This is a genomic window from Dactylosporangium sp. CA-139114 (genome assembly GCF_050955725.1).
In the GTDB taxonomy this organism is placed as follows: Bacteria; Actinomycetota; Actinomycetes; order Mycobacteriales; family Micromonosporaceae; genus Dactylosporangium.
Map to the genome: position 1 here is coordinate 8,055,708 of NZ_CP192080.1, position 18,401 is coordinate 8,074,108.

An 18,401-nucleotide genomic window follows, 5' to 3' on the forward strand; every position below is an offset into this window, starting at 1 on the left:
ACGCATGCGTGTGGTGGTCGACCTCACCAAATGCGAGGGGTACGCGCAGTGCGCCTTCCTCGCTCCCTCGGCCTTTCAGATGCAGGGTGACGAGGCCCTGCTCTACGACCCCTCGCCGGCCGACGGCATCGCCGTGCGCCGGGCGGCGGCCGCGTGCCCGGTGCAGGCGATCCAGCTCGACCGGGTCAGCTCCGCCGACATGCCGGCGACGTCGGGCCCCTCCGTCGGGCGCATCGTGATCGTCGGCGCCTCCCTCGCCGGGCTGCGGGCGGCCGAGGCGCTGCGGGAGGAGGGCTTCTCGGGCTCGCTGACGCTGATCGACGACGAGCCCTACGGCCCGTACGACCGCCCGCCCCTGTCCAAACAGGCCCTCGGCGGCCGCATCCCCCCCGACGCGACCGCCCTGCCGCGCCGGCCGGACCTGGACGCCCGCTGGCGCCTCGGCGTCCGCGCGCTCGCCCTGGACCTGCCCGGCCGCCGGGTGCAGCTCAGCGACGGCTCCTCGGTCCCGTTCGACCGCCTGCTGATCGCCACCGGCGTGCGCGCCCGCCCGTGGCCCGGCCCGGCCTTCGACGGCGTGTTCGTCCTGCGCACCCGCGACGACGCGATCGCGCTGCAGCACCGCCTGCTGCCCGCCGACGGCTCCCGCCCCGGCCGCGTGCTCGTCGTCGGCGCCGGGTTCACCGGCTCGGAGGTGGCCTCGACGTGCCGCTCGCTGGGCCTGGACGTGACCGTGGCCGAGGCCGCGAGCACGCCGCTGGAGGGCGCGCTCGGCTCCACCATCGGCGCGCTCGCCGCCGACCTGCACCGCGCGCACGGCGTCGACCTGCGCTGCGGCGTGACCGTGACCCGCCTCGAGGGCGACGAGCGGGTGCGGCGGGCGGTGCTGTCGGACGGCGACGTGCTCGACGTCGACGTGGTCGTGGCCGCGCTGGGCGGCGTGCGCAACGTCGAATGGCTCGCGCACTCCGGGCTCGCCGCCGGCCCGTGGGGCGTGGCCTGCGACGCGGGCTGCCGCGCCTTCGACGTCAACGGCGTGGTGACGGACGACGTCTTCGTGGCCGGCGACGTGGCGCGGGCACCGAACGCGCTGTTCGGCTACCAGTTCCTGGCCCTGGAGCACTGGGCCAACGCCGTGGCCCAGGCGGAGGTGGCCGCGCACAACATGGTGAGCGACGAGTCGGACCGGTGGCCGCACCTGCACCTGCCGCGGTTCTGGTCCGTCCAGTTCGGGATCAACATCAAATCCGTCGGTGTACCGACCTTCTCCGACGAGGTGATGATCGTCCAGGGCTCGGTGGCGCAACGCCGGTTCGCCGCGGCCTACGGCTACCGGGGCCGCGTCACCGCCGCGGTGACCTTCAACCACGCCAAGTGGCTGCCGTTCTACGCGCGCCAGATCGAACAGGCGGCGCCCTTTCCGCCGTCGTTCGACTCGCCCGACCGGCCGGACGACGCGCTGCCGGTCCCGGCGGGCGTCCCGGACCCGGCCACCCGGGCCCGGGACGCCACCGTGATGGCCACCGGCCACCGCCCGGACCTGGCCCGGATCTCCTGACCCTTTTCGCCTTTGATCGGACTCTTCGATGACGACAACGATGGCCTCCGCATTCGGCGCGGTCCTGGATCCCGTGAACCGCCACGACCCCTACCCCCTGCTCGCCTCGCTGCGCCGGACCCCGGTCGCGGTGACGCAGGACGGCACCTACGTGGTGAGCACCTTCGACGCGATCGCCGCGCTCCTGCACGATCCCCGAGTGAGCTCCGGCGACATCCCCGACCTGGCGGAGAAGTCGTCGTCCGGCGCGACGGCGGACCTGGTCGGACTGCCGCCGAGCTTCCTGCGCCAGGACCCGCCGGCCCACGACCGCCTGCGCCGCCTCGCCACCCGCCCGTTCGGCCCCCCGCACACCCCGCACCGGGTGGCCGACCTGGAACCGACGCTGAGCTCCCTGGCGCGATCCCTGGTGGCGGCCTTCCCACCGTCCACGGTGGACCTGGTCGACCACTTCGCGTACCCGCTGCCGGTCCAGGTCATCTGCTCCCTGCTCGGCGTCCCCATGGCCGACGAGCCGCGGTTCCGCGCCTGGATCGACGCCGCCCTGATCTCGGTCGAGCCGAACCGGGCCGCCCTGGGCGACCTGGCGAAGTACCTGGGCGAGCTGGTCGACGGCCGCCTGGCCGACCTGGCCACCCCGGACGGCGCGGCCGCCCGCGGCGGGGACCTGCTCACGGGCCTGGCCACCGACGACGGCCCCGACGGGCGCATGTCCCGCTCCGAGCTCGTCAGCACCGCGATGCTGCTGCTCATCGCCGGCCACGAGACGACGGTGAACCTGATCGCCAACAGCGCTCTGGTCCTGCTGCGCCAGCGGGTGTGGCTGGAGCGCCTGCTCGCCGAGCCGGACATCGTGGTGCCCTTCGTCGAGGAGGTGCTGCGCTACGACCCGCCGGTGCAGATGCTGCCGTGGCGTACGGCGCTCGACGACATCCCGATCGCGGGCACGACGATCCCGGCGGGGGCGTCGATCACGCTGGTGCTGGCCGCGGGCAACCGGGACCCGGAGCAGTTCCCGGACCCGGACCGCTTCGACCCGGATCGACGGCAGGCTCCGCATCTCGGGTTCGGCGACGGCATCCACTACTGCTTCGGGGCGCCGCTGGCTCGGCTGGAGGCGCAGGTCGCGCTGACGGCTTTGGCTCCGGTGCTGGCTCGGGCCCGGCTGCTGGAGGATCCGCCGGAGTATCGGCTCAGCGCCGTCCTGCGCGGTCCTCGCCACCTGCGCGTGGCACTCGACTGATCGCTGCTACCCCTCGGCTGTCCCTGCCCACGTCTGGTTCGCAGCGCTCCGGAAAACCACCCCTGGCGCACACTCACCCGTCCACCGATTTAGCCCGATTTACGCCGACTTATCCGCGCATAGCCGGAAAAATCCTATCTCGCGCCCACCGACGTGGAGACCGGTCACGCCTGGCAGCGTGTCGTCCGCCGGCACCGCCCACCCGGGCTGGGTGAGCTCGTGCGCGCATTCTCGGCGTTGGTGAGCGTCGGGCGCAAAGTGAAGGACTCGGCGATCCGCGCAGGCCGGCGCGGGCCTCCTGCGACGGCGCCGGGGAATCTTGCTGACGCAAGAACAACGCGGCCCCGGGCCGGCGGTTGCCGCGCCGCTTGCACCGAGGGTGCTGCTGCGGTCGACACGCCGTACGCCACAACCGATCGAGCACCGCAAGATCACGCCACTCACCCGAAGCGCGCTCCGAACACTTCTCGGCTGCGGCGCGACACCGAACGGCGGCCGGCGCTGGGCCCATTCACGGCGCCCCGGGAAAGCAACCACTCACCCTCGCGCCGATTGCGCGCCATTTGAGCAATTCGTTCCATTTCGCCCGGGAAGCCCCAATTCCTTGTGCGCGACGGTTGAAGCACTCGCCGGGCCAGCGAAATCCGCAGAGGTCGACGCAGGTCCGCAAGAGCAGCGCGGTCCAGCACAAATGGGTGGCCTGCCGCAACGACAACCAGGCCGGCGCCGGACCTCCCGGAGCCCGGACCGGTGCCCCGGCGCCCCGGCGGACCGGCGATCGATCCGGTCGGAAAGGCGATCCGGCCGGATCGCGGTTGCCGCACTGCGGTCGACGCAACGAACGGCGGGACGCAGCTGGTCGAGCGCCGCGCGATCGGATCACGCACCCGAAGGGCTCCGCAAGCCGGCCGAACGCCCCACGGCCGCCGCGGTCCACGCAGCCACCGCGGTCGCCGCGGCCGCCGCGAGCGTGCGGGCTTCGCGCGTCCGCACCCGCGCGGTGCGCCTGGCTCGCATCCAGGCCGACGCAACCGCTACGTTCGAAACACCAACCTCGCTGCCAACCGGCGACTCGCTGCGACCCCCACACCGCGACGCAAGGGCTCCAGGAGGGTTCCGGCGCTGCTTAAGAAAAACCCTACCACATGCGACCTAACTGATCATGCTTGCCAATGCCCAGAGTGGTGACGCGATTACTCAGGACAATATCAAGGTTGCGAGCGTCCGACATGATCGCGGGCATGCCGGAATTCGAGGTTTCGCTGCGCGGGTACGACGTCAATGCGGTTCAGGAGCTGGTCGGGCGGGCCGAGTCGGCGCTCGCCGGTCGTGATCCCGCGCAGCGAGCCCAGGCGCTCGCCGCGATCCGCGAAGCGAAGATCGGCGTCGTGCTGCGCGGGTATGACCGGGCTCAAGTCGATCAATACTTAGCCCAGGTCAGGCGGGAGCTCGGCGGTTGAGCGGCACAACGCAGACGGCGCCGCCGGAATGCACCGGGGCGCCGTCTGCGCAACAGAAACCCAGAACGGGGACTCAGGCCTCGACCAGGGCCATGACCTCGTCGCTCACGTCGAAGTTCGCGTAGACGTTCTGCACGTCGTCGCAGTCCTCCAGGGCGTCGATCACCTTGAAGACCTTGCGCGCGCCCTCCTCGTCCAGGGGGACGGTCACGCTCGGGACGAAGGACGACTCCGCGCTCTCGTAGTCGATCCCCGCGTCCTGCAGGGCCGTGCGCACGGGGACCAGGTCCGAGGCCTCGGAGATGATCTCGAAGGCCTCGCCGAGGTCGTTGACCTCCTCGGCGCCCGCGTCGAGGACGGCCATGAGCAGGTCGTCCTCGGTCAGCTCGCCGGCCTTCGGGACGATCACGACACCCTTGCGGGTGAACATGTACGACACGCTGCCCGCGTCGGCCAGCGAGCCGCCGTTGCGCGTGAGGGCGACCCGCACCTCCGTCGAGGCGCGGTTGCGGTTGTCCGTCAGGCACTCGATGAGGATGGCGACGCCGTTCGGGCCGTAGCCCTCGTACATGGCCGTCTGCCAGTCCGCGCCGCCGCCGATGAGGCCCGAGCCGCGCTTGACCGCGTTGTTGATGTTGTCGTTGGGGACCGAGTTCTTCTTCGCCTTCTGGATGGCGTCGAAGAGGGTCGGGTTGCCGGCCGGGTCACCGCCACCCGTGCGGGCAGCCACCTCGACGTTCTTGATCAGGCGGGCGAAGAGCTTCCCACGCTTGGCGTCGATGACCGCCTTCTTGTGCTTGGTGGTCGCCCATTTAGAGTGCCCCGACATGCCTAACCCTCCGTCGTCTTACCCGCCTCGCGCACCATCTCCACGAAGTACCGATGGACGCGTAGGTCGCCGGTGAGCTCGGGGTGGAAGGACGTCGCGAGCAGGTGCCGCTGCCGAACCGCGACAATCCTACCGGCGGCCGGGCCATCCTTCACGCGGCCCAGCACCTCGACGGAGTCTTCCACACTCTCGACCCAGGGCGCGCGGATGAACACGGCATGGAAGGGGCCGCCGTCGATGCCCGAAATGTCCACGGTGCCTTCGAACGAATCGACCTGGCGGCCGAACGCGTTGCGGCGGACGGTCATGTCGATGCCGCCGAAGGGCACCTGGTCGGCGCGGCCGTCCAGGATCGTCGAGGCCAGCATGATCATGCCGGCGCAGGAGCCGTAGACGGGCAGGCCGGCGGCGATCCGCTTGCGCAGCGGCTCGAGCAGGCCGAACTCGGCGGCGAGCTTGCTCATCGTGGTCGACTCGCCGCCGGGGATGATCAGGCCGTCGACGGAGTCGAGCTCGTCGGCCCGGCGCACGGGGCGGCCGATCGCGTCGAGATCGGCCACCGCGTGCAGGTGTTCACGGGTATCGCCCTGCAGGGCGAGCACGCCGATGATCACGGGGGCGGTCACCAGCCCCGCTCGGCGAGGCGGTGCGGCTGCGGGATCTCGTCCACGTTGATGCCGACCATGGCCTCGCCCAGGCCGCGGGAGACCTTGGCCAGCACGTCGGGGTCGTCGTGGAAGGTGGTGGCCTTGACGATCGCGGCGGCGCGCTGCTGCGGGTTGCCGGACTTGAAGATGCCGGAGCCGACGAAGACGCCCTCGGCGCCGAGCTGCATCATCATCGCGGCGTCGGCCGGGGTCGCGATGCCGCCGGCGGTGAACAGCACGACGGGCAGCTTGCCGTTCTCGGCGACCTCCTTGACCAGCTCGTACGGCGCCTGGAGCTCCTTGGCCGCGACGAACAGCTCGTCCTCGGGCAGCGAGGTCAGCCGGCGGATCTCGCCGCGGATCCTGCGCATGTGGGTGGTGGCGTTGGAGACGTCGCCGGTGCCGGCCTCGCCCTTGGAGCGGATCATGGCCGCGCCCTCGTTGATGCGCCGCAGCGCCTCGCCGAGGTTGGTGGCGCCGCAGACGAACGGCACCGTGAAGGCCCACTTGTCGATGTGGTTGGCGTAGTCGGCGGGGGTGAGGACCTCGGACTCGTCGACGTAGTCGACGCCGAGCGCCTGCAGCACCTGGGCCTCGACGAAGTGCCCGATGCGGGCCTTGGCCATGACCGGGATGGAGACGGCGTTGATGATGCCGTCGATCATGTCGGGGTCGCTCATGCGCGACACGCCGCCCTGGGCGCGAATGTCGGCGGGGACCCGCTCGAGCGCCATCACCGCGACGGCGCCGGCGTCCTCCGCGATCTTGGCCTGCTCGGGCGTGACAACGTCCATGATGACGCCGCCCTTGAGCATCTCGGCCATGCCGCGCTTGACGCGGGCCGTGCCGGTGACCGGCGAAGTGGGTGAGGACACGACGACGCACTCCTAACAGGGAAGCTGAATTCACCCGCAAGTTTACGCTTCCGTCACCCCTCACCCCGACGGCCAACGGCAACCCTGTGGCCCACGAATCACGACAGGGAGGGGTCGTCGACGTCGAAGTAGGCCGGAACGGGGTGTTTCCGGGCCAGCCGGAACACCCGCACCAGGCCGCGCCGGCGCACGGCGAGGGCGTCGCGCACGACGTCGTTGTGCACCTGACGAGCCAGGGCCACCCGCCGGCTGACCTGCACCAGCGTGTCGTCGACCGGGGTGGCGCCGAAGTCCAGGCGCAGGTGGCGGGTGAGGTCGTTCTCGGCGACCTCGCGGTCGTCCGGCTGGGCGTCGAGGGCGATCTTGGCCGCGTACATGAGCGTGGGCAGCTGGGCCGCCTCGGCCAGGGCCACCGCGGCGGCGGCCCGGCGCACCAGGTGCGCGTCGAGGGTCGCGTAGGCGGCGGCCGCCCGCGCGTGGAGCCGGTCGACGCGGGCCGCGAGCCACGTCAGGTAGGTGGCCACCGCGACCACCACGGCCACCACGGCGATCACCCACCACATGCGGCGCAGCCTACGTGACCGACTCTTGCACGGTGGCTCCGCCACCGGGCGCGCCCTCAGCCGCCGCTGCGCTCACCTCGATGGCGGTGGAGTACACCTCGAGCACTCGCTCGGCGACGACCGGCCAGTCGTAGGCGGCCACCACCTCGGCGCCCCGGGCGGCCAGCGCGGCCCGGCGGGCGGGGTCGTCGAGCAGGGCCGCGGCCGTGCGGGCCAGGGCCGCGGCGTCACCGACCGGGAACAGCGCCCCGGCGGCGCCGCCGTCCAGGACGCGCCGGAACGCGTCGAGATCGCTGGCCAGCACGGCGGTGCCGGCCGCCATCGCCTCGGTGAGGATCATGCCGAAGGACTCGCCGCCGGTGTTGGGGGCGACGTAGAGGTCGACGCTGCGCAGCATCCGGGCCTTGTCCGGCTCCGACACCTTGCCGAGGAAGACGACCCGGTCTCCGAGGCGATCACGGTGGGGGAAGTCGGCCATGACGTCCTGCGGGTCGCCCGGCCCGGCGACGAGCAGCCGGAGCCCGGGGCGATCGTCGGCCAGGGCGGCGAAACCGTCCAGCAGATACCGGAACCCCTTCCGCGGCTCGGTGAACCGGCCGATGAACCCGAGCGCGCCGCCGTCGCCCGGCCAGCCGTCCAGCGGGATCGCGTCACGGTACTTCGACGCCTGCACCCCGTTCGGGATCTCCCAGGCCGACCCGCCCAGGTGCTCGACCTGCACCTTGCGGGCCAGTTCGGAGACCGCGATCCGCCCGGTGATCTTCTCGAGCACGAGCTGGAGCACGCCCTGCGCGGCGGCGAGGGCCCGCGAGCGGGTCATCGCGGTGTGGAAGGTCGCCACGACCGGGCCGCGCGCGGAGAGCACCGCGAGCATCGACAGGCTCGGGATCAGCGGTTCGTGCACGTGCAGCACGTCGAAGCGCCCCGCGGCGAGCCAGCGGCGGACCCGGGTCGCGGAGATCAGGCCGAACGAGACGCGGGCGACCGAGCCGTTGTACGGCACCGGCACGGTCCGCCCGGCCGGCACGACGTAGGGCAGGGTCATGCTCTCCTCGTCGCCGGGGGCCAGGACGCTGACGTGATGACCGAGCGCGATGAGCGTCTCGGCGAGGTCGCGGACGTGGTTCTGGACCCCGCCGGGCACGTCGAACGAGTACGGGCAGACGATCCCGATGCGCAACGCCCCTCCCCTAGGCCACGGTGCTGACGGCCGGCTCGTCGAGCCAGAACCGCTGGAGCATGTGCCAGTCCTCCGGGTGCCGCGCGATGCCCTCGGCGAACGTGTCGGCGACCCGCTGCGTGACGATCCGGACCCGGGCGTCGAGGGAGCCCTCGTCCACGCCGGGCATCGGAATCGGGCCGGCGAGGTGCCCGGCGGCCGCATCCGCATCGAACCACATGTCGACCACATAGAGCGGGGCGCCGGTGCGCAGGGCGAGCAGCGCCGGGCCGGCGGGCATGCGGGTGCGCCCGCCGAAGAACTCGACCTCGACGCCGCGCGGGGTCAGGTCGCGGTCGGCGAGCAGCGGCACGACGGCCGCGTCGCGCTTGATGCGCTCCTCGAGCACGTCGAAGACGGGTCGGTCGCCGCCGGTCAGCGGCAGGATCTCCATGCCGAGGGAGCGGCGGAAGGCCAGGAACTTGAGGTACACGCTCTCGGGTTTGAGGCGTTCGGCCACGGTGGTGATCGGCCAGCCCTTGGCGGCCACCCAGGCGCCGGCCGCGTCCCAGTTGCCGGCGTGCGGCAGGGCGACCACGGAGCCGATGCCGGCGTGGTGGTTCTGCCCGAGCAGCTCGCCGTTCTCCAGGCGGAAGCCGGCCAGGATCTGCGCCTTGGAACGCCCCGGGAGCTGGAACGCCTCCAGGTAGTAGCGCGCGTAGGAGCGCAGGGCGCGGTGCAGAAGCCGCTGGAACTCGTCCTCGGGCATGTCGGGTCCGACCACACGTCGCAGGTTCTTGGCGAGTGTGGCCGTCCCCTTACCCGGTTTTCCGCGGCGGTACCCTCGGTGACCGGTCGACGCCGCGGCCGCGAACAGGGGCCAGACGGCGCCCCGGGGCAGCTTCGGCAGCAGGTTGAACGCCGTGCCGTAGCCGAGCTCGGTCAGGTTCACCGGGTCTCGACCCGCTCGGGCGCGTACGCCTGCCGGTAGACGGTGGCGATGCGCTGCCCGATGGTCACGATCGACAGGGCGCCCAGCAGCCACATGACGATCTCCAGGCCGAGCGGCACGCCGAAGGTCCACAGCAGCCCGCCGATGCCGATGCCGACCAGGCGTTCGGGCCGCTCGATGAGGCCCACGTTGCACGTGAAGCCCAGGCCCTCGGCCCGCGCCTTGACGTACGACACCACCTGCCCGGTGACCAGGCACAGCAGGGCGGCGGCGACCACGCGCGGCTCGTGCTGCGTGGCGTACCAGTACGCGACGGCCCCGAAGATCGCGCCGTCGGCGATGCGGTCCATCGACGAGTCCAGCAGGGCGCCGAACTTGTTCGTGATCCCGCGCTGGCGGGCCATCGAGCCGTCGATGAGGTCCGTGAAGCAGCTCACGGTGATGATGACGAGCGCGATGAACAGGTGGCCGCGCGTGGCGAAGCCGAGGGCGCCGACGAGCACGCCGAGGGTGCCGATCACCGTGACCGCGTTCGGGGTGATCCCGGCACGCAGGAGGGCGGCGGCGACGGGGTCCAGGACGCGGGCGAGTCCGGCCCGGCTGACTACGCTGAGGATCTTCGCCATGGCGCTCTCACGATAACGGGGGCGGCGCTCGGCGGATACCGGCACGTGGGACTGCTCACGGTGCTTGAGTAAAGCGGAGGCGCGAGGGTCGCACGGCCCTTGTGTCGGTGAAGTTTCGGGTGTGGGATCGGTGAACAGGTTGTGACTGTGAGACTGCTCACAGCTGGCGCGAGACTTTCGGGAGGCGCGTGATGGCGCAGAAGGTCCAGGAGAAGGGTGTCACCGGCACCGCGCCGGTGGTTGATGATCCCGGCAGGGTACGCAACGTGGTGGTCGTCGGGCACTCCGGCTCGGGGAAGACGACGCTGGTCGAGGCGCTGCTCGCGGCGACCGGCACGATCCCCCGGCCCGGTTCGGTCACCGAGGGCACCACGGTCACCGACCACGACCCGGCGGCGCAGAAGCAGCAGCGTTCCGTGACGCTGTCCTGCGCTCCGGTGATGTACGACGGCGTGAAGGTCAACCTGCTCGACACGCCCGGCTACGCGGACTTCGTCGGCGAGCTGCGCGCCGGGCTGCGCGCCGCCGACGCCGCCCTGTTCGTGGTCTCGGCGGTCGACGGCATGGACGCGGCCACCGCGGCGCTGTGGGAGGAGTGCGCCCACGTCGGGATGCCCCGGGCGGTGGCGATCACCCGCCTGGACCACCACCGGGCCGACTTCGACGAGACGCTGCAGATGTGCCAGGAGGTCTTCGGCGACAACGTGCTGCCGTTGTACCTGCCGATGCTGGGCGACGACGGGACGAGCACGGCGGGCCTCATCGGCCTGATCACCCACCGCGTCTTCGACTACTCGGCCGGGTTCCCGCCCGAGGTCCGCGACCCCGACCCCGAGCACCTGCCGGCGATCGAGGAGTCCCACAACGCGCTGCTCGAGGGGATCATCGCCGAGAGCGAGGACGAGACGCTCATGGACCGCTACCTCGGCGGCGAGGCGATCGAGACCTCCGTGATCATCGACGACCTCGAGAAGGCCGTGGCGCGCGGCACCTTCTACCCGGTCGTACCGGTCTGTGCCGAGACCCGCGTCGGGCTCGACGCGCTCCTGGAGGTGCTGGTCAGCGGGTTCCCGTCGCCGCTGGAGCACGAGGTGCCGCCGGTCACCGACGTCGAGGGCCACCCCCGCGAGCCGCTCGCCTGCGACCCCGACGGCCCGCTGGTGGCCGAGGTCGTGAAGACCACGATCGACCCGTACGTCGGGCGGGTCTCCCTGGTCCGGGTCTTCTCGGGCACGCTGCGCCCGGAGATGCCGGTGCACATCTGCGGGCACGGCCTGGCCGAGCGCGGCCACCCCGACCACGACGCCGACGAGCGCTTCGCGCACCTGTTCTCCCCGCTCGGCGCGAATCTGCGCGAGGTGCCGCTGGCCGTGGCCGGGGACCTGGTGGCGGTGACGAAGTCGGGCACCGCCGAGACCGGCGACACGATCTCGGCCAAGGACTCCCCGCTGCTCATGGCCCCCTGGGAGATGCCGGAGCCGCTGCTGCCGATCGCGATCACCGCCCGCACCCGCTCCGACGAGGACGCCCTCGCGAAGAACCTGGGCCGGCTCGTGGCCGGGGACCCGACGCTGCGGCTGGAGCGCAACGCCGAGACGCACCAGCTCGTGCTGTGGTGCATGGGCGAGGCGCACGCCGACGTGGTGCTCGACCGGCTCCGGGCCGGCGGCGTGGAGCTGGACACCGAGCCGGTGAAGGTCGCGCTGCGCGAGACGTTCGCCGCGCCGAGCCAGGGCCACGGGCGGCACGTGAAGCAGTCGGGCGGGCACGGGCAGTACGCCGTCTGCGACATCCGGGTCGAGCCGCTGCCGCGCGGGGCGGGCTTCGAGTTCGTCGACAAGATCGTCGGCGGGGTGGTGCCGCACAACTACATCCCCTCGGTCGAGAAGGGCGTGCGCAGCCAGATGGAGCGCGGGATGGTCGCCGGATACCCGGTGGTCGACGTGCGCGTGACGCTCTACGACGGCAAGGCGCACTCCGTCGACTCCTCCGACGCCGCGTTCCAGACCGCCGGGGCGCTGGCCCTGCGGGAGGCGGCCGAGCAGGGCCACACGACGCTGCTGGAGCCGATCGACGAGGTGACGATCCGCGTGCCGGACGACTTCGTCGGCGCGGTGATGAGCGACCTGTCGGGTCGGCGCGGGCGGGTGCTGGGCAACGAGCCGGACCCCGACGGCCACGAGCGCACCCTGGTCAGGGCCGAGGTGCCGGCGACGGAGCTGGTCCGCTACGCCGTCGAGCTGCGGGCGATGACCTCCGGCTCGGGCACGTTCACGCGCGTGTTCGTCCGGCACGACCCGATGCCGGCGCACCTGGCCGAGGCGGTCAAGAAGGAGCACGCCGCCGCTCGCTGACGAATTTCACCCACGGTGATCCCGTCGCGGCGGGATCACCGTTAGGGTGAGCCGTGATCTTCGGGCGGTCGAAGCGGAAGGCCGGTGACCCCGGCGCGATCGTGGATTTCTGGACGTGGTGGCCGACCGTGCGGGCCGACGTCGAGGCCGCGATCGGCTCCGGGAACTGGGCCACGCTCACCCCGCAGATGTCCCGCCGGATCGAGGCGATCCATCCCGAGCTGGAGTGGGAGTTCTGCCGCGGTACCGCTGCCAGACACGCCCTCGTCGTGTCGGCCGGCGGCGCCGCGGACCTGCGCCCGGTAGCCGCACGCTGGGGCGCCCTGGCTCCCGAGGCCGACGCGACCTGGGAGTATCACACCGCCCGGCAGCCCGATCCGCACGTGCTGGAGCAGACGATCGGGCTCGGCGAGGGCGTGCAGCTGGACCTGACCCAGCTGCGGTTCGCGTTCCAGCGCGACGAGCGCTCCCCCGAGATCGACGTGGTCGCCTTCCACCCCGGCTTCCGGATGCTCGGCGACGAGTTCCGCGGCCGGGTCACGTTCCTGACCCTGGACTGGCTGCTCGGCGAGGACGGCGTCGAGGAGTGGATCGGCGACATCACCTGGCAGACCACGCAGCCCGACGGCGCCGCCGACCCGCGCGAGCTCGCCGCGGCCGTGGAGGCGCTGCGGGAGGAGTTCCGCACCTCGCAGTGGGTGCTGCTGCGCGGCGAGACGCCCGGCGGCGGCCCGGTCATCGTCGCGGTCCAGCGGCCGCTGCGCGCGGTCCGCTGGCCCCGGTTCGACACGCACGTGGCGATCACGCTGCCCTACCGGCACCGCACCGACGCGGGCCTGCCCGAGGCCGAGTCGCTGGCGGCGCTGCGGGACTTCGAGGACAGCGCGCTGACGACCGCGGCCGGCGCCGACGGCGCGCTGCTCGCCCACGAGACCAGCGACGGGGCCCGGACGCTGCACTACTACGTCGACGCGGACTCCCCCGCCGCCGACGACCTGGCCGAGGCGGCCGGGTGGTGGAAGGACGGCCGGGCCCGGGTCGAGCGGCACTTCGACCCGTCGCTGGAGCGCATCGGCCGCTTTCGCTGAACCCGCGACTCAGCCGGGTAGCGCCGCCTCCAGCAGCGGGGTCAGCAGCCTGACGTAGGTCGACGTGACGTGGCTGCCGTCGCGGTACACCAGCGTGTTGCCGACGACGGCCGGGCACACCGCCGCGGTGCAGAACCAGGGCGCCGGGTCGGTGACGGTCACGCCCGCGGCCCGGGCCGCCCGCTCGATCGCGGCGCGCCGGGCCGGATGGAGGGCGGCGGGGGCGGGCAGGGCGCAGCGCGTGATCGCCGCCGGGTGCGCCGCGACGCAGTCGGGAACGCTCGTCCCACGCGGATCCGGGGTGTCCTGCAGCAGTACCACCCGTGCCGCCGACGCCGCGACGCGCTGGGCGGTCGTCGTCAGCGCCGCGGCCCAGGCGGTGTCCGCGGGGGGCGGCGCACCGGTGGGCGGGTCGGTGTACGTGCGCGTGGACAGCACGACCAGGGCCGGGCGGAGCCGGGCGATCACCGCGAGGGCGTCCTCGCGCCAGGCGGAGCACTCCCGGTACACCCGCCGGGTCCCCAGCTTGATCGTGAGCGCGTCCGCGGGCGTGCACCCGCTCTTGGCCAGCACGACGAGCCGCCAGTGGCGCCGCCGGGCGATCCGGTCGGCGGCCTCGAACCACTGCTCGGTGTGCGAGTCGCCGAACAGCACCATGGTCGCGGTGCCGTCCGGGTCGCCGTGGCGGTCGCAGCCCTTCGCGAGCGCCGCCCTCGTCGAGGTGTCGTCGAGCGAGGCGAGGCAGCCGCGGTCGCCGGGCGCGGAGTCGCGGGCCGCGGCGGCGACCGGCGGGGTGAGGTTCCGCGGCAGCACGGCCTGCGTGGCGCCCGCCGCGATGAGGCCCTCGAGCCGGGTCCGGGCCTCGCCGACGGTGTCCGGGGCGGTCACGGCCGCGGCGGTGTCGCCGGCGGTACCGGCCCCGGGCACCCGCGTCGGCAGGCCGAGCAGGATCGTGGCGGCGCCGGCGGTGAGCGCGGTGACGGCGGCGCCCAGCACCAGGCCGTGCCGCTTGAGGCGGCCGAAGCGGATCGGGTTCTCGACGAGGTGCAGCGAGAGCCAGGCCGGCAGCAGCGCGGCGATCGCGGCCGCCGGCTGCACCAGCGGGCCGTCGTGCAGGTGGGCGGCGATGACGAGGGCGGGCCAGTGCCACAGGTACCAGCCGTAGGAGAGGCGCCCGATCCAGCGCAGCGGCGCGGCGCCGAGCAGCGGGTTCGGGCTCGTGCGGCCGGCCGCGACGACGAGCGCGGCGCCGGCGACGGGCAGCACGGCCGCGTAGCCCGGGAACAGGGTCCGGTCGTCGAACCACAGCGCGGCCGCGACGATCATCGCCAGCCCGGGCCAGGTCGCGAAGCCGGGCAGCCGCGGCGCGAGCAGGGCGATGAGGCCGCCGGCGGCCAGCTCCCAGGCTCGGGCCTGGAGGCCGAAGTACGCCCACGGCTGCGCGGCGGTCGTCTGCCACACGCAGATCGCCAGCGAGACCGCGGCCAGGGTGGCGAGGGCGGTCACAGCGCGCCGGCGGGTGGCCCCGGCGATCAGCAGCAGCAGCGGCCACACGAGGTAGAACTGCTCCTCGACCGCGAGGGACCAGCAGTGCTGCAGCGGCGACGGCTCCCGGGCGGCGTCCAGGTAGTCGGTGCCCTGGGCGGCGAGGCGGACGTTGACGCCGTAGACCGCGGCCGTGATCGCGTCGAGGCTGACCGCCCGCGCGGCCGGCGGCGACAGCCACGCCCACGCGGCGGCGACGGTCGCGGCGACGGCCAGCGCCGCGGCGGGCAGCAGGCGCACCATCCGCCGGCCGTAGAACGCGGCGAGGCGGATGCGGCCGGTGGCACGGCGCTCGGCGTGGAGGTGCCGGGTGATGAGGAAGCCGGAGATCACGAAGAAGACGTCGACGCCGACGTACCCGCCGGCGAGGCCCGGCACCCCGGCGTGCCCGAGCACCACGCTCACCACGGCGACGGCGCGCAGGCCCTCGATGTCGCCCCGGAACGCGGGCCGCTCGCGGGCCGCGACCCGGGCGGGCCGGGGACGTGGACGTGGGCCGGGTCGCCGCTGGCCGGGGGGGCGAGGCCGGGACCGGGTGACGGTCACGGGTTGCCGCCGAGTCGCCTGCGCACCGCGACACGGTAGCGAATTCGGGCATTTACCGCACTTTCCGGAGATTTCCTCCCATTCCCGGGGACGACCCGGCCGGGCCCGCGCCGGTAGGGTGCCTGGCGTGATCAAGCAGCGGGTCGCCCGGATCCTGACGGAGGCGTTCGCGCCCGCGGTGCTCGTGTCGGTGCTGCTCGTGCTGCTCGGCGCGCACTCGGAGCCGGGCCTCGCGCGCGGGCTGGCGCTCGGAGCCGTCGCGGCGCTGTTCGAGAGCGTGCTGCCGTTCCTCTACATCCTGCGCGGCGTGCGCAGCGGGCGGATCACCGATCACCACGTCGGCGACCGCCGGCAGCGGCTCGTCCCGCTGCTGGTCGGGATGGGGTCGGTGCTGGCCGGGATCGTGGCGCTGGTGCTCGCCGGGGCACACCGCGAGCTGCTCGCCGCGGTCGGGGCCGGAGGGGTCGGGCTGGTCGTCGCCGCGCTGGTCAACCACTGGTGGAAGATGTCGATCCACGCGGCGGTGGCGGCGGGGTCGGTGGTCATCCTCTGCATGGTGTACGGCTGGATCATGCTCGTCACCGCCCCGCTCGTCGGCGCCGTGGGCTGGTCCCGCGTGGCCCTCAAGGACCACACGGCGGCGCAGGTCGCGGTCGGCACCGTGGTGGGCGCCCTCGTCGCCGGTGGGGTGTTCGCGGCCCTTCGGTGACGTCCTCGATAGCATCGGAGGGCAAACCGACCTCTTGATGCTTGGGAGCAGCCCGTGTCCGCAATGCGCTCGAATACCGAAGCCCCACCGCGCATCGTGGTCCCGGCGGGCACGACGGCGGCCGCCGCGGTCGCCGCGGCCGGGCTGCCGACCAGCGGCCCGAAGGCGATCGTCGTGGTCCGCGAGGGCGACCGGCTGCGCGACCTCGACTGGACGCCGGCCGCCGACACCGAGGTCGAGGCCGTCGACATGTCCAGCCCCGACGGGCTCAACGTGCTGCGCCACTCGACCGCGCACGTGCTCGCCCAGGCCGTGCAGGACGTGTTCCCGGAGGCCAAGCTCGGCATCGGCCCGCCGATCGAGAACGGCTTCTACTACGACTTCATGGTCGCCAAGCCGTTCCACCCCGAGGACCTCACCAAGCTCGAGAAGCGCATGCAGGAGATCATCAAGGCCGGCCAGCGCTTCCGCCGGCGGCGCTTCGACTCGATCGAGCAGGCCAAGGCCGAGCTCGCCGACGAGCCGTTCAAGCTCGAGCTCGTCGACGTCAAGTCGGACGGTGGCCAGGCGCTCGACACCTCCGAGGTGATGGAGGTCGGCGGCGGCGAGCTGACCATCTACGACAACCTCGACCCGCAGTCGGAGAAGGTCTGCTGGTCCGACCTGTGCCGGGGCCCGCACCTGCCCTCGACCCGGTTCATCCCCGCGTTCAAGCTCATGCGCAGCGCGGCCGCCTACTGGCGCGGCTCCGAGAAGAACCCGCAGCTGCAGCGCATCTACGGCACGGCCTGGCCGACCCGCGACGCGCTGAAGGACTACCAGAAGCTGCTCGAGGAGGCCGCCCGGCGCGACCACCGCAAGCTCGGCGCCGACCTGGACCTGTTCAGCTTCCCGGACGAGCTCGGCTCCGGCCTCGCCGTGTTCCACCCCAAGGGCGGGATCATCCGGCGGGAGATGGAGCAGTACTCGCGCCAGCGCCACCAGGAGGCCGGCTACGAGTTCGTGAACACCCCGCACATCAGCAAGTCGAACCTGTTCCAGACCTCGGGGCACCTGCCGTACTACGCCGACACCATGTTCCCGCCCATGGAGATGGAGGGCGCGGAGTACTACCTCAAGGCCATGAACTGCCCGATGCACAACCTGATCTTCCGGGCCCGCGGCCGCTCCTACCGCGAGCTGCCCCTGCGGCTCTTCGAGTTCGGCAGCGTGTACCGCTACGAGAAGTCGGGCGTGGTGCACGGCCTCACCCGCGTGCGCGCCATGACGCAGGACGACTCGCACATCTACTGCACCAAGGAGCAGATGGCGGGCGAGCTGACCTCCCTGCTCCAGTTCGTCCTCGACCTGCTGCGCGACTACGGCCTGCCCGACTTCTACCTCGAGCTGTCGACCCGCGACGACTCCCCCAAGTTCATCGGCGACGACGCGGACTGGGAGGAGGCCACCGAGGCCCTCCGCGCCGCGGCCGAGGCGTCCGGCCTGGAGCTCGTCCCGGACCCGGGCGGCGCCGCCTTCTACGGCCCGAAGATCTCCGTCCAGGCCAAGGACGCGATCGGCCGCACCTGGCAGCTGTCGACCATCCAGGTGGACTTCAACCAGCCGAAGCGCTTCGGCCTGGAGTACCAGGCCTCGGACGGCACCCGCCAGCAGCCCGTCATGATCCACCGCGCGCTGTTCGGCTCGATCGAGCGCTTCTTCGGCGTCCTCACCGAGCACTACGCCGGCGCCTTCCCGGCCTGGCTCGCCCCGGTGCAGGTGGTCGGCATCCCGATCCGCTCCGACCACGCCGACTACCTCTTCGACTTCGCCGACATGCTGCGCAAGGAGGGCATCCGCGTCGAGGTCGACCACTCCGACGAGCGCATGCAGAAGAAGATCCGCAACGCGCAGCAGCAGAAGATCCCCTTCATGGCCATCGCCGGCGACGACGACGTCACGGGCGGGACGGTGAGCTTCCGCTACCGCGACGGCTCGCAGCGCAACGGCGTGCCGCTCGCCGAGGCCGTGGCCCACGTCGTGGACGTGGTCCGCTCGCGCACCAACGTCGGCCCGTCCGCTCCCGCTCCCTCGGATGCCGACTCCGCTCCGGCGCCTTCGCCCTCGGCCTCGTCGGGCTCCGCTCCGTCAGGCTCCGGCTCGGCGCCTTCGCCGTCGGCCTCGTCGGGCTCTGATTCGGCATCCTCGGTTTCCGGGTCGCCCGAGTGACCAACCCGGGTGAGCCGGACGAGCTGGAGCGCTTGTGGA

The 18,401-nt window shown here is 72.6% G+C and carries 14 protein-coding genes and 1 pseudogene; 7 read left to right on the forward strand and 8 right to left on the reverse strand.

Going from position 1 to position 18,401, the window contains the following annotated elements; genetic code table 11:
- The first annotated feature begins 4 nt into the window (after positions 1-4).
- The 3 genes from ACQP2P_RS35925 to ACQP2P_RS35935 all read left to right on the forward strand — a co-directional run bounded on the left by ACQP2P_RS35925 (position 5) and on the right by ACQP2P_RS35935 (position 4,261).
- A complete protein-coding gene (locus ACQP2P_RS35925) occupies positions 5-1,558 on the forward strand; it encodes an FAD-dependent oxidoreductase (RefSeq protein ID WP_433608583.1) in 1,554 nt (517 codons plus the stop codon).
- Positions 1,559-1,586: 28 nt separating this feature from the next.
- Positions 1,587-2,801, forward strand: a complete 1,215-nt coding sequence (locus tag ACQP2P_RS35930; protein ID WP_433608585.1) for a cytochrome P450 — start codon at positions 1,587-1,589, stop codon at positions 2,799-2,801.
- Between the two features lie 1,241 nt (positions 2,802-4,042).
- Complete coding sequence (locus ACQP2P_RS35935) at positions 4,043-4,261, forward strand: DivIVA domain-containing protein (RefSeq protein ID WP_433608587.1); 219 nt, start codon at positions 4,043-4,045, stop codon at positions 4,259-4,261.
- A gap of 73 nt (positions 4,262-4,334) precedes the next feature.
- Here the strand turns inward: ACQP2P_RS35935 and ACQP2P_RS35940 are convergent, their stop codons facing one another.
- The 7 genes from ACQP2P_RS35940 to pgsA all read right to left on the reverse strand — a co-directional run bounded on the left by ACQP2P_RS35940 (position 4,335) and on the right by pgsA (position 9,912).
- Positions 4,335-5,090, reverse strand: coding sequence for a YebC/PmpR family DNA-binding transcriptional regulator (locus ACQP2P_RS35940; RefSeq protein WP_350612661.1), 756 nt, complete (start codon positions 5,088-5,090; stop codon positions 4,335-4,337).
- 2 nt (positions 5,091-5,092) lie between these two features.
- A complete protein-coding gene (gene pdxT, locus ACQP2P_RS35945) occupies positions 5,093-5,716 on the reverse strand; it encodes a pyridoxal 5'-phosphate synthase glutaminase subunit PdxT (RefSeq protein ID WP_433608590.1) in 624 nt (207 codons plus the stop codon).
- A complete protein-coding gene (pdxS, locus tag ACQP2P_RS35950) occupies positions 5,713-6,561 on the reverse strand; it encodes a pyridoxal 5'-phosphate synthase lyase subunit PdxS (RefSeq protein ID WP_433090263.1) in 849 nt (282 codons plus the stop codon). The genes pdxT and pdxS overlap by 4 nt, the downstream gene beginning before the upstream one ends.
- A 149-nt stretch (positions 6,562-6,710) precedes the next feature.
- Positions 6,711-7,175, reverse strand: coding sequence for a hypothetical protein (locus ACQP2P_RS35955; RefSeq protein WP_350612666.1), 465 nt, complete (start codon positions 7,173-7,175; stop codon positions 6,711-6,713).
- Positions 7,176-7,185: 10 nt separating this feature from the next.
- Entirely contained in the window at positions 7,186-8,355 is a 1,170-nt protein-coding gene (locus ACQP2P_RS35960; protein ID WP_433608592.1) for a glycosyltransferase family 4 protein, read from the reverse strand.
- 10 nt (positions 8,356-8,365) lie between these two features.
- Entirely contained in the window at positions 8,366-9,286 is a 921-nt protein-coding gene (locus ACQP2P_RS35965; RefSeq protein ID WP_433608594.1) for a phosphatidylinositol mannoside acyltransferase, read from the reverse strand.
- On the reverse strand, positions 9,283-9,912 hold the full coding sequence (pgsA, locus tag ACQP2P_RS35970; RefSeq protein ID WP_433608596.1) for a phosphatidylinositol phosphate synthase: 630 nt from the start codon (positions 9,910-9,912) through the stop codon (positions 9,283-9,285). The genes ACQP2P_RS35965 and pgsA overlap by 4 nt, the downstream gene beginning before the upstream one ends.
- 191 nt (positions 9,913-10,103) lie before the next feature.
- Between pgsA and ACQP2P_RS35975 the strand changes: the two genes are divergently transcribed.
- Entirely contained in the window at positions 10,104-12,266 is a 2,163-nt protein-coding gene (locus tag ACQP2P_RS35975; protein WP_433608598.1) for an elongation factor G-like protein EF-G2, read from the forward strand.
- A gap of 53 nt (positions 12,267-12,319) precedes the next feature.
- Complete coding sequence (locus ACQP2P_RS35980; protein WP_433608600.1) at positions 12,320-13,354, forward strand: DUF695 domain-containing protein; 1,035 nt, start codon at positions 12,320-12,322, stop codon at positions 13,352-13,354.
- Positions 13,355-13,363: 9 nt separating this feature from the next.
- Here the strand turns inward: ACQP2P_RS35980 and ACQP2P_RS35985 are convergent, their stop codons facing one another.
- The gene (locus tag ACQP2P_RS35985) at positions 13,364-15,445 is read right to left on the reverse strand and encodes an acyltransferase family protein (RefSeq protein WP_433608602.1); all 2,082 of its coding nucleotides are present in this window, start codon (positions 15,443-15,445) and stop codon (positions 13,364-13,366) included.
- 127 nt (positions 15,446-15,572) lie between these two features.
- Here ACQP2P_RS35985 and ACQP2P_RS35990 point away from each other — a divergent pair, with 127 nt between their 5' ends.
- Both ACQP2P_RS35990 and thrS read left to right on the forward strand, forming a co-directional pair.
- Positions 15,573-16,154, forward strand: coding sequence for a phosphoesterase PA-phosphatase (locus ACQP2P_RS35990; RefSeq protein WP_433608604.1), 582 nt, complete (start codon positions 15,573-15,575; stop codon positions 16,152-16,154).
- Positions 16,155-16,217: 63 nt separating this feature from the next.
- Positions 16,218-18,215 (forward strand): annotated as a pseudogene (thrS, locus tag ACQP2P_RS35995) (threonine--tRNA ligase); the annotation flags it as partial.
- Between the last annotated feature and the right edge of the window lie 186 nt (positions 18,216-18,401).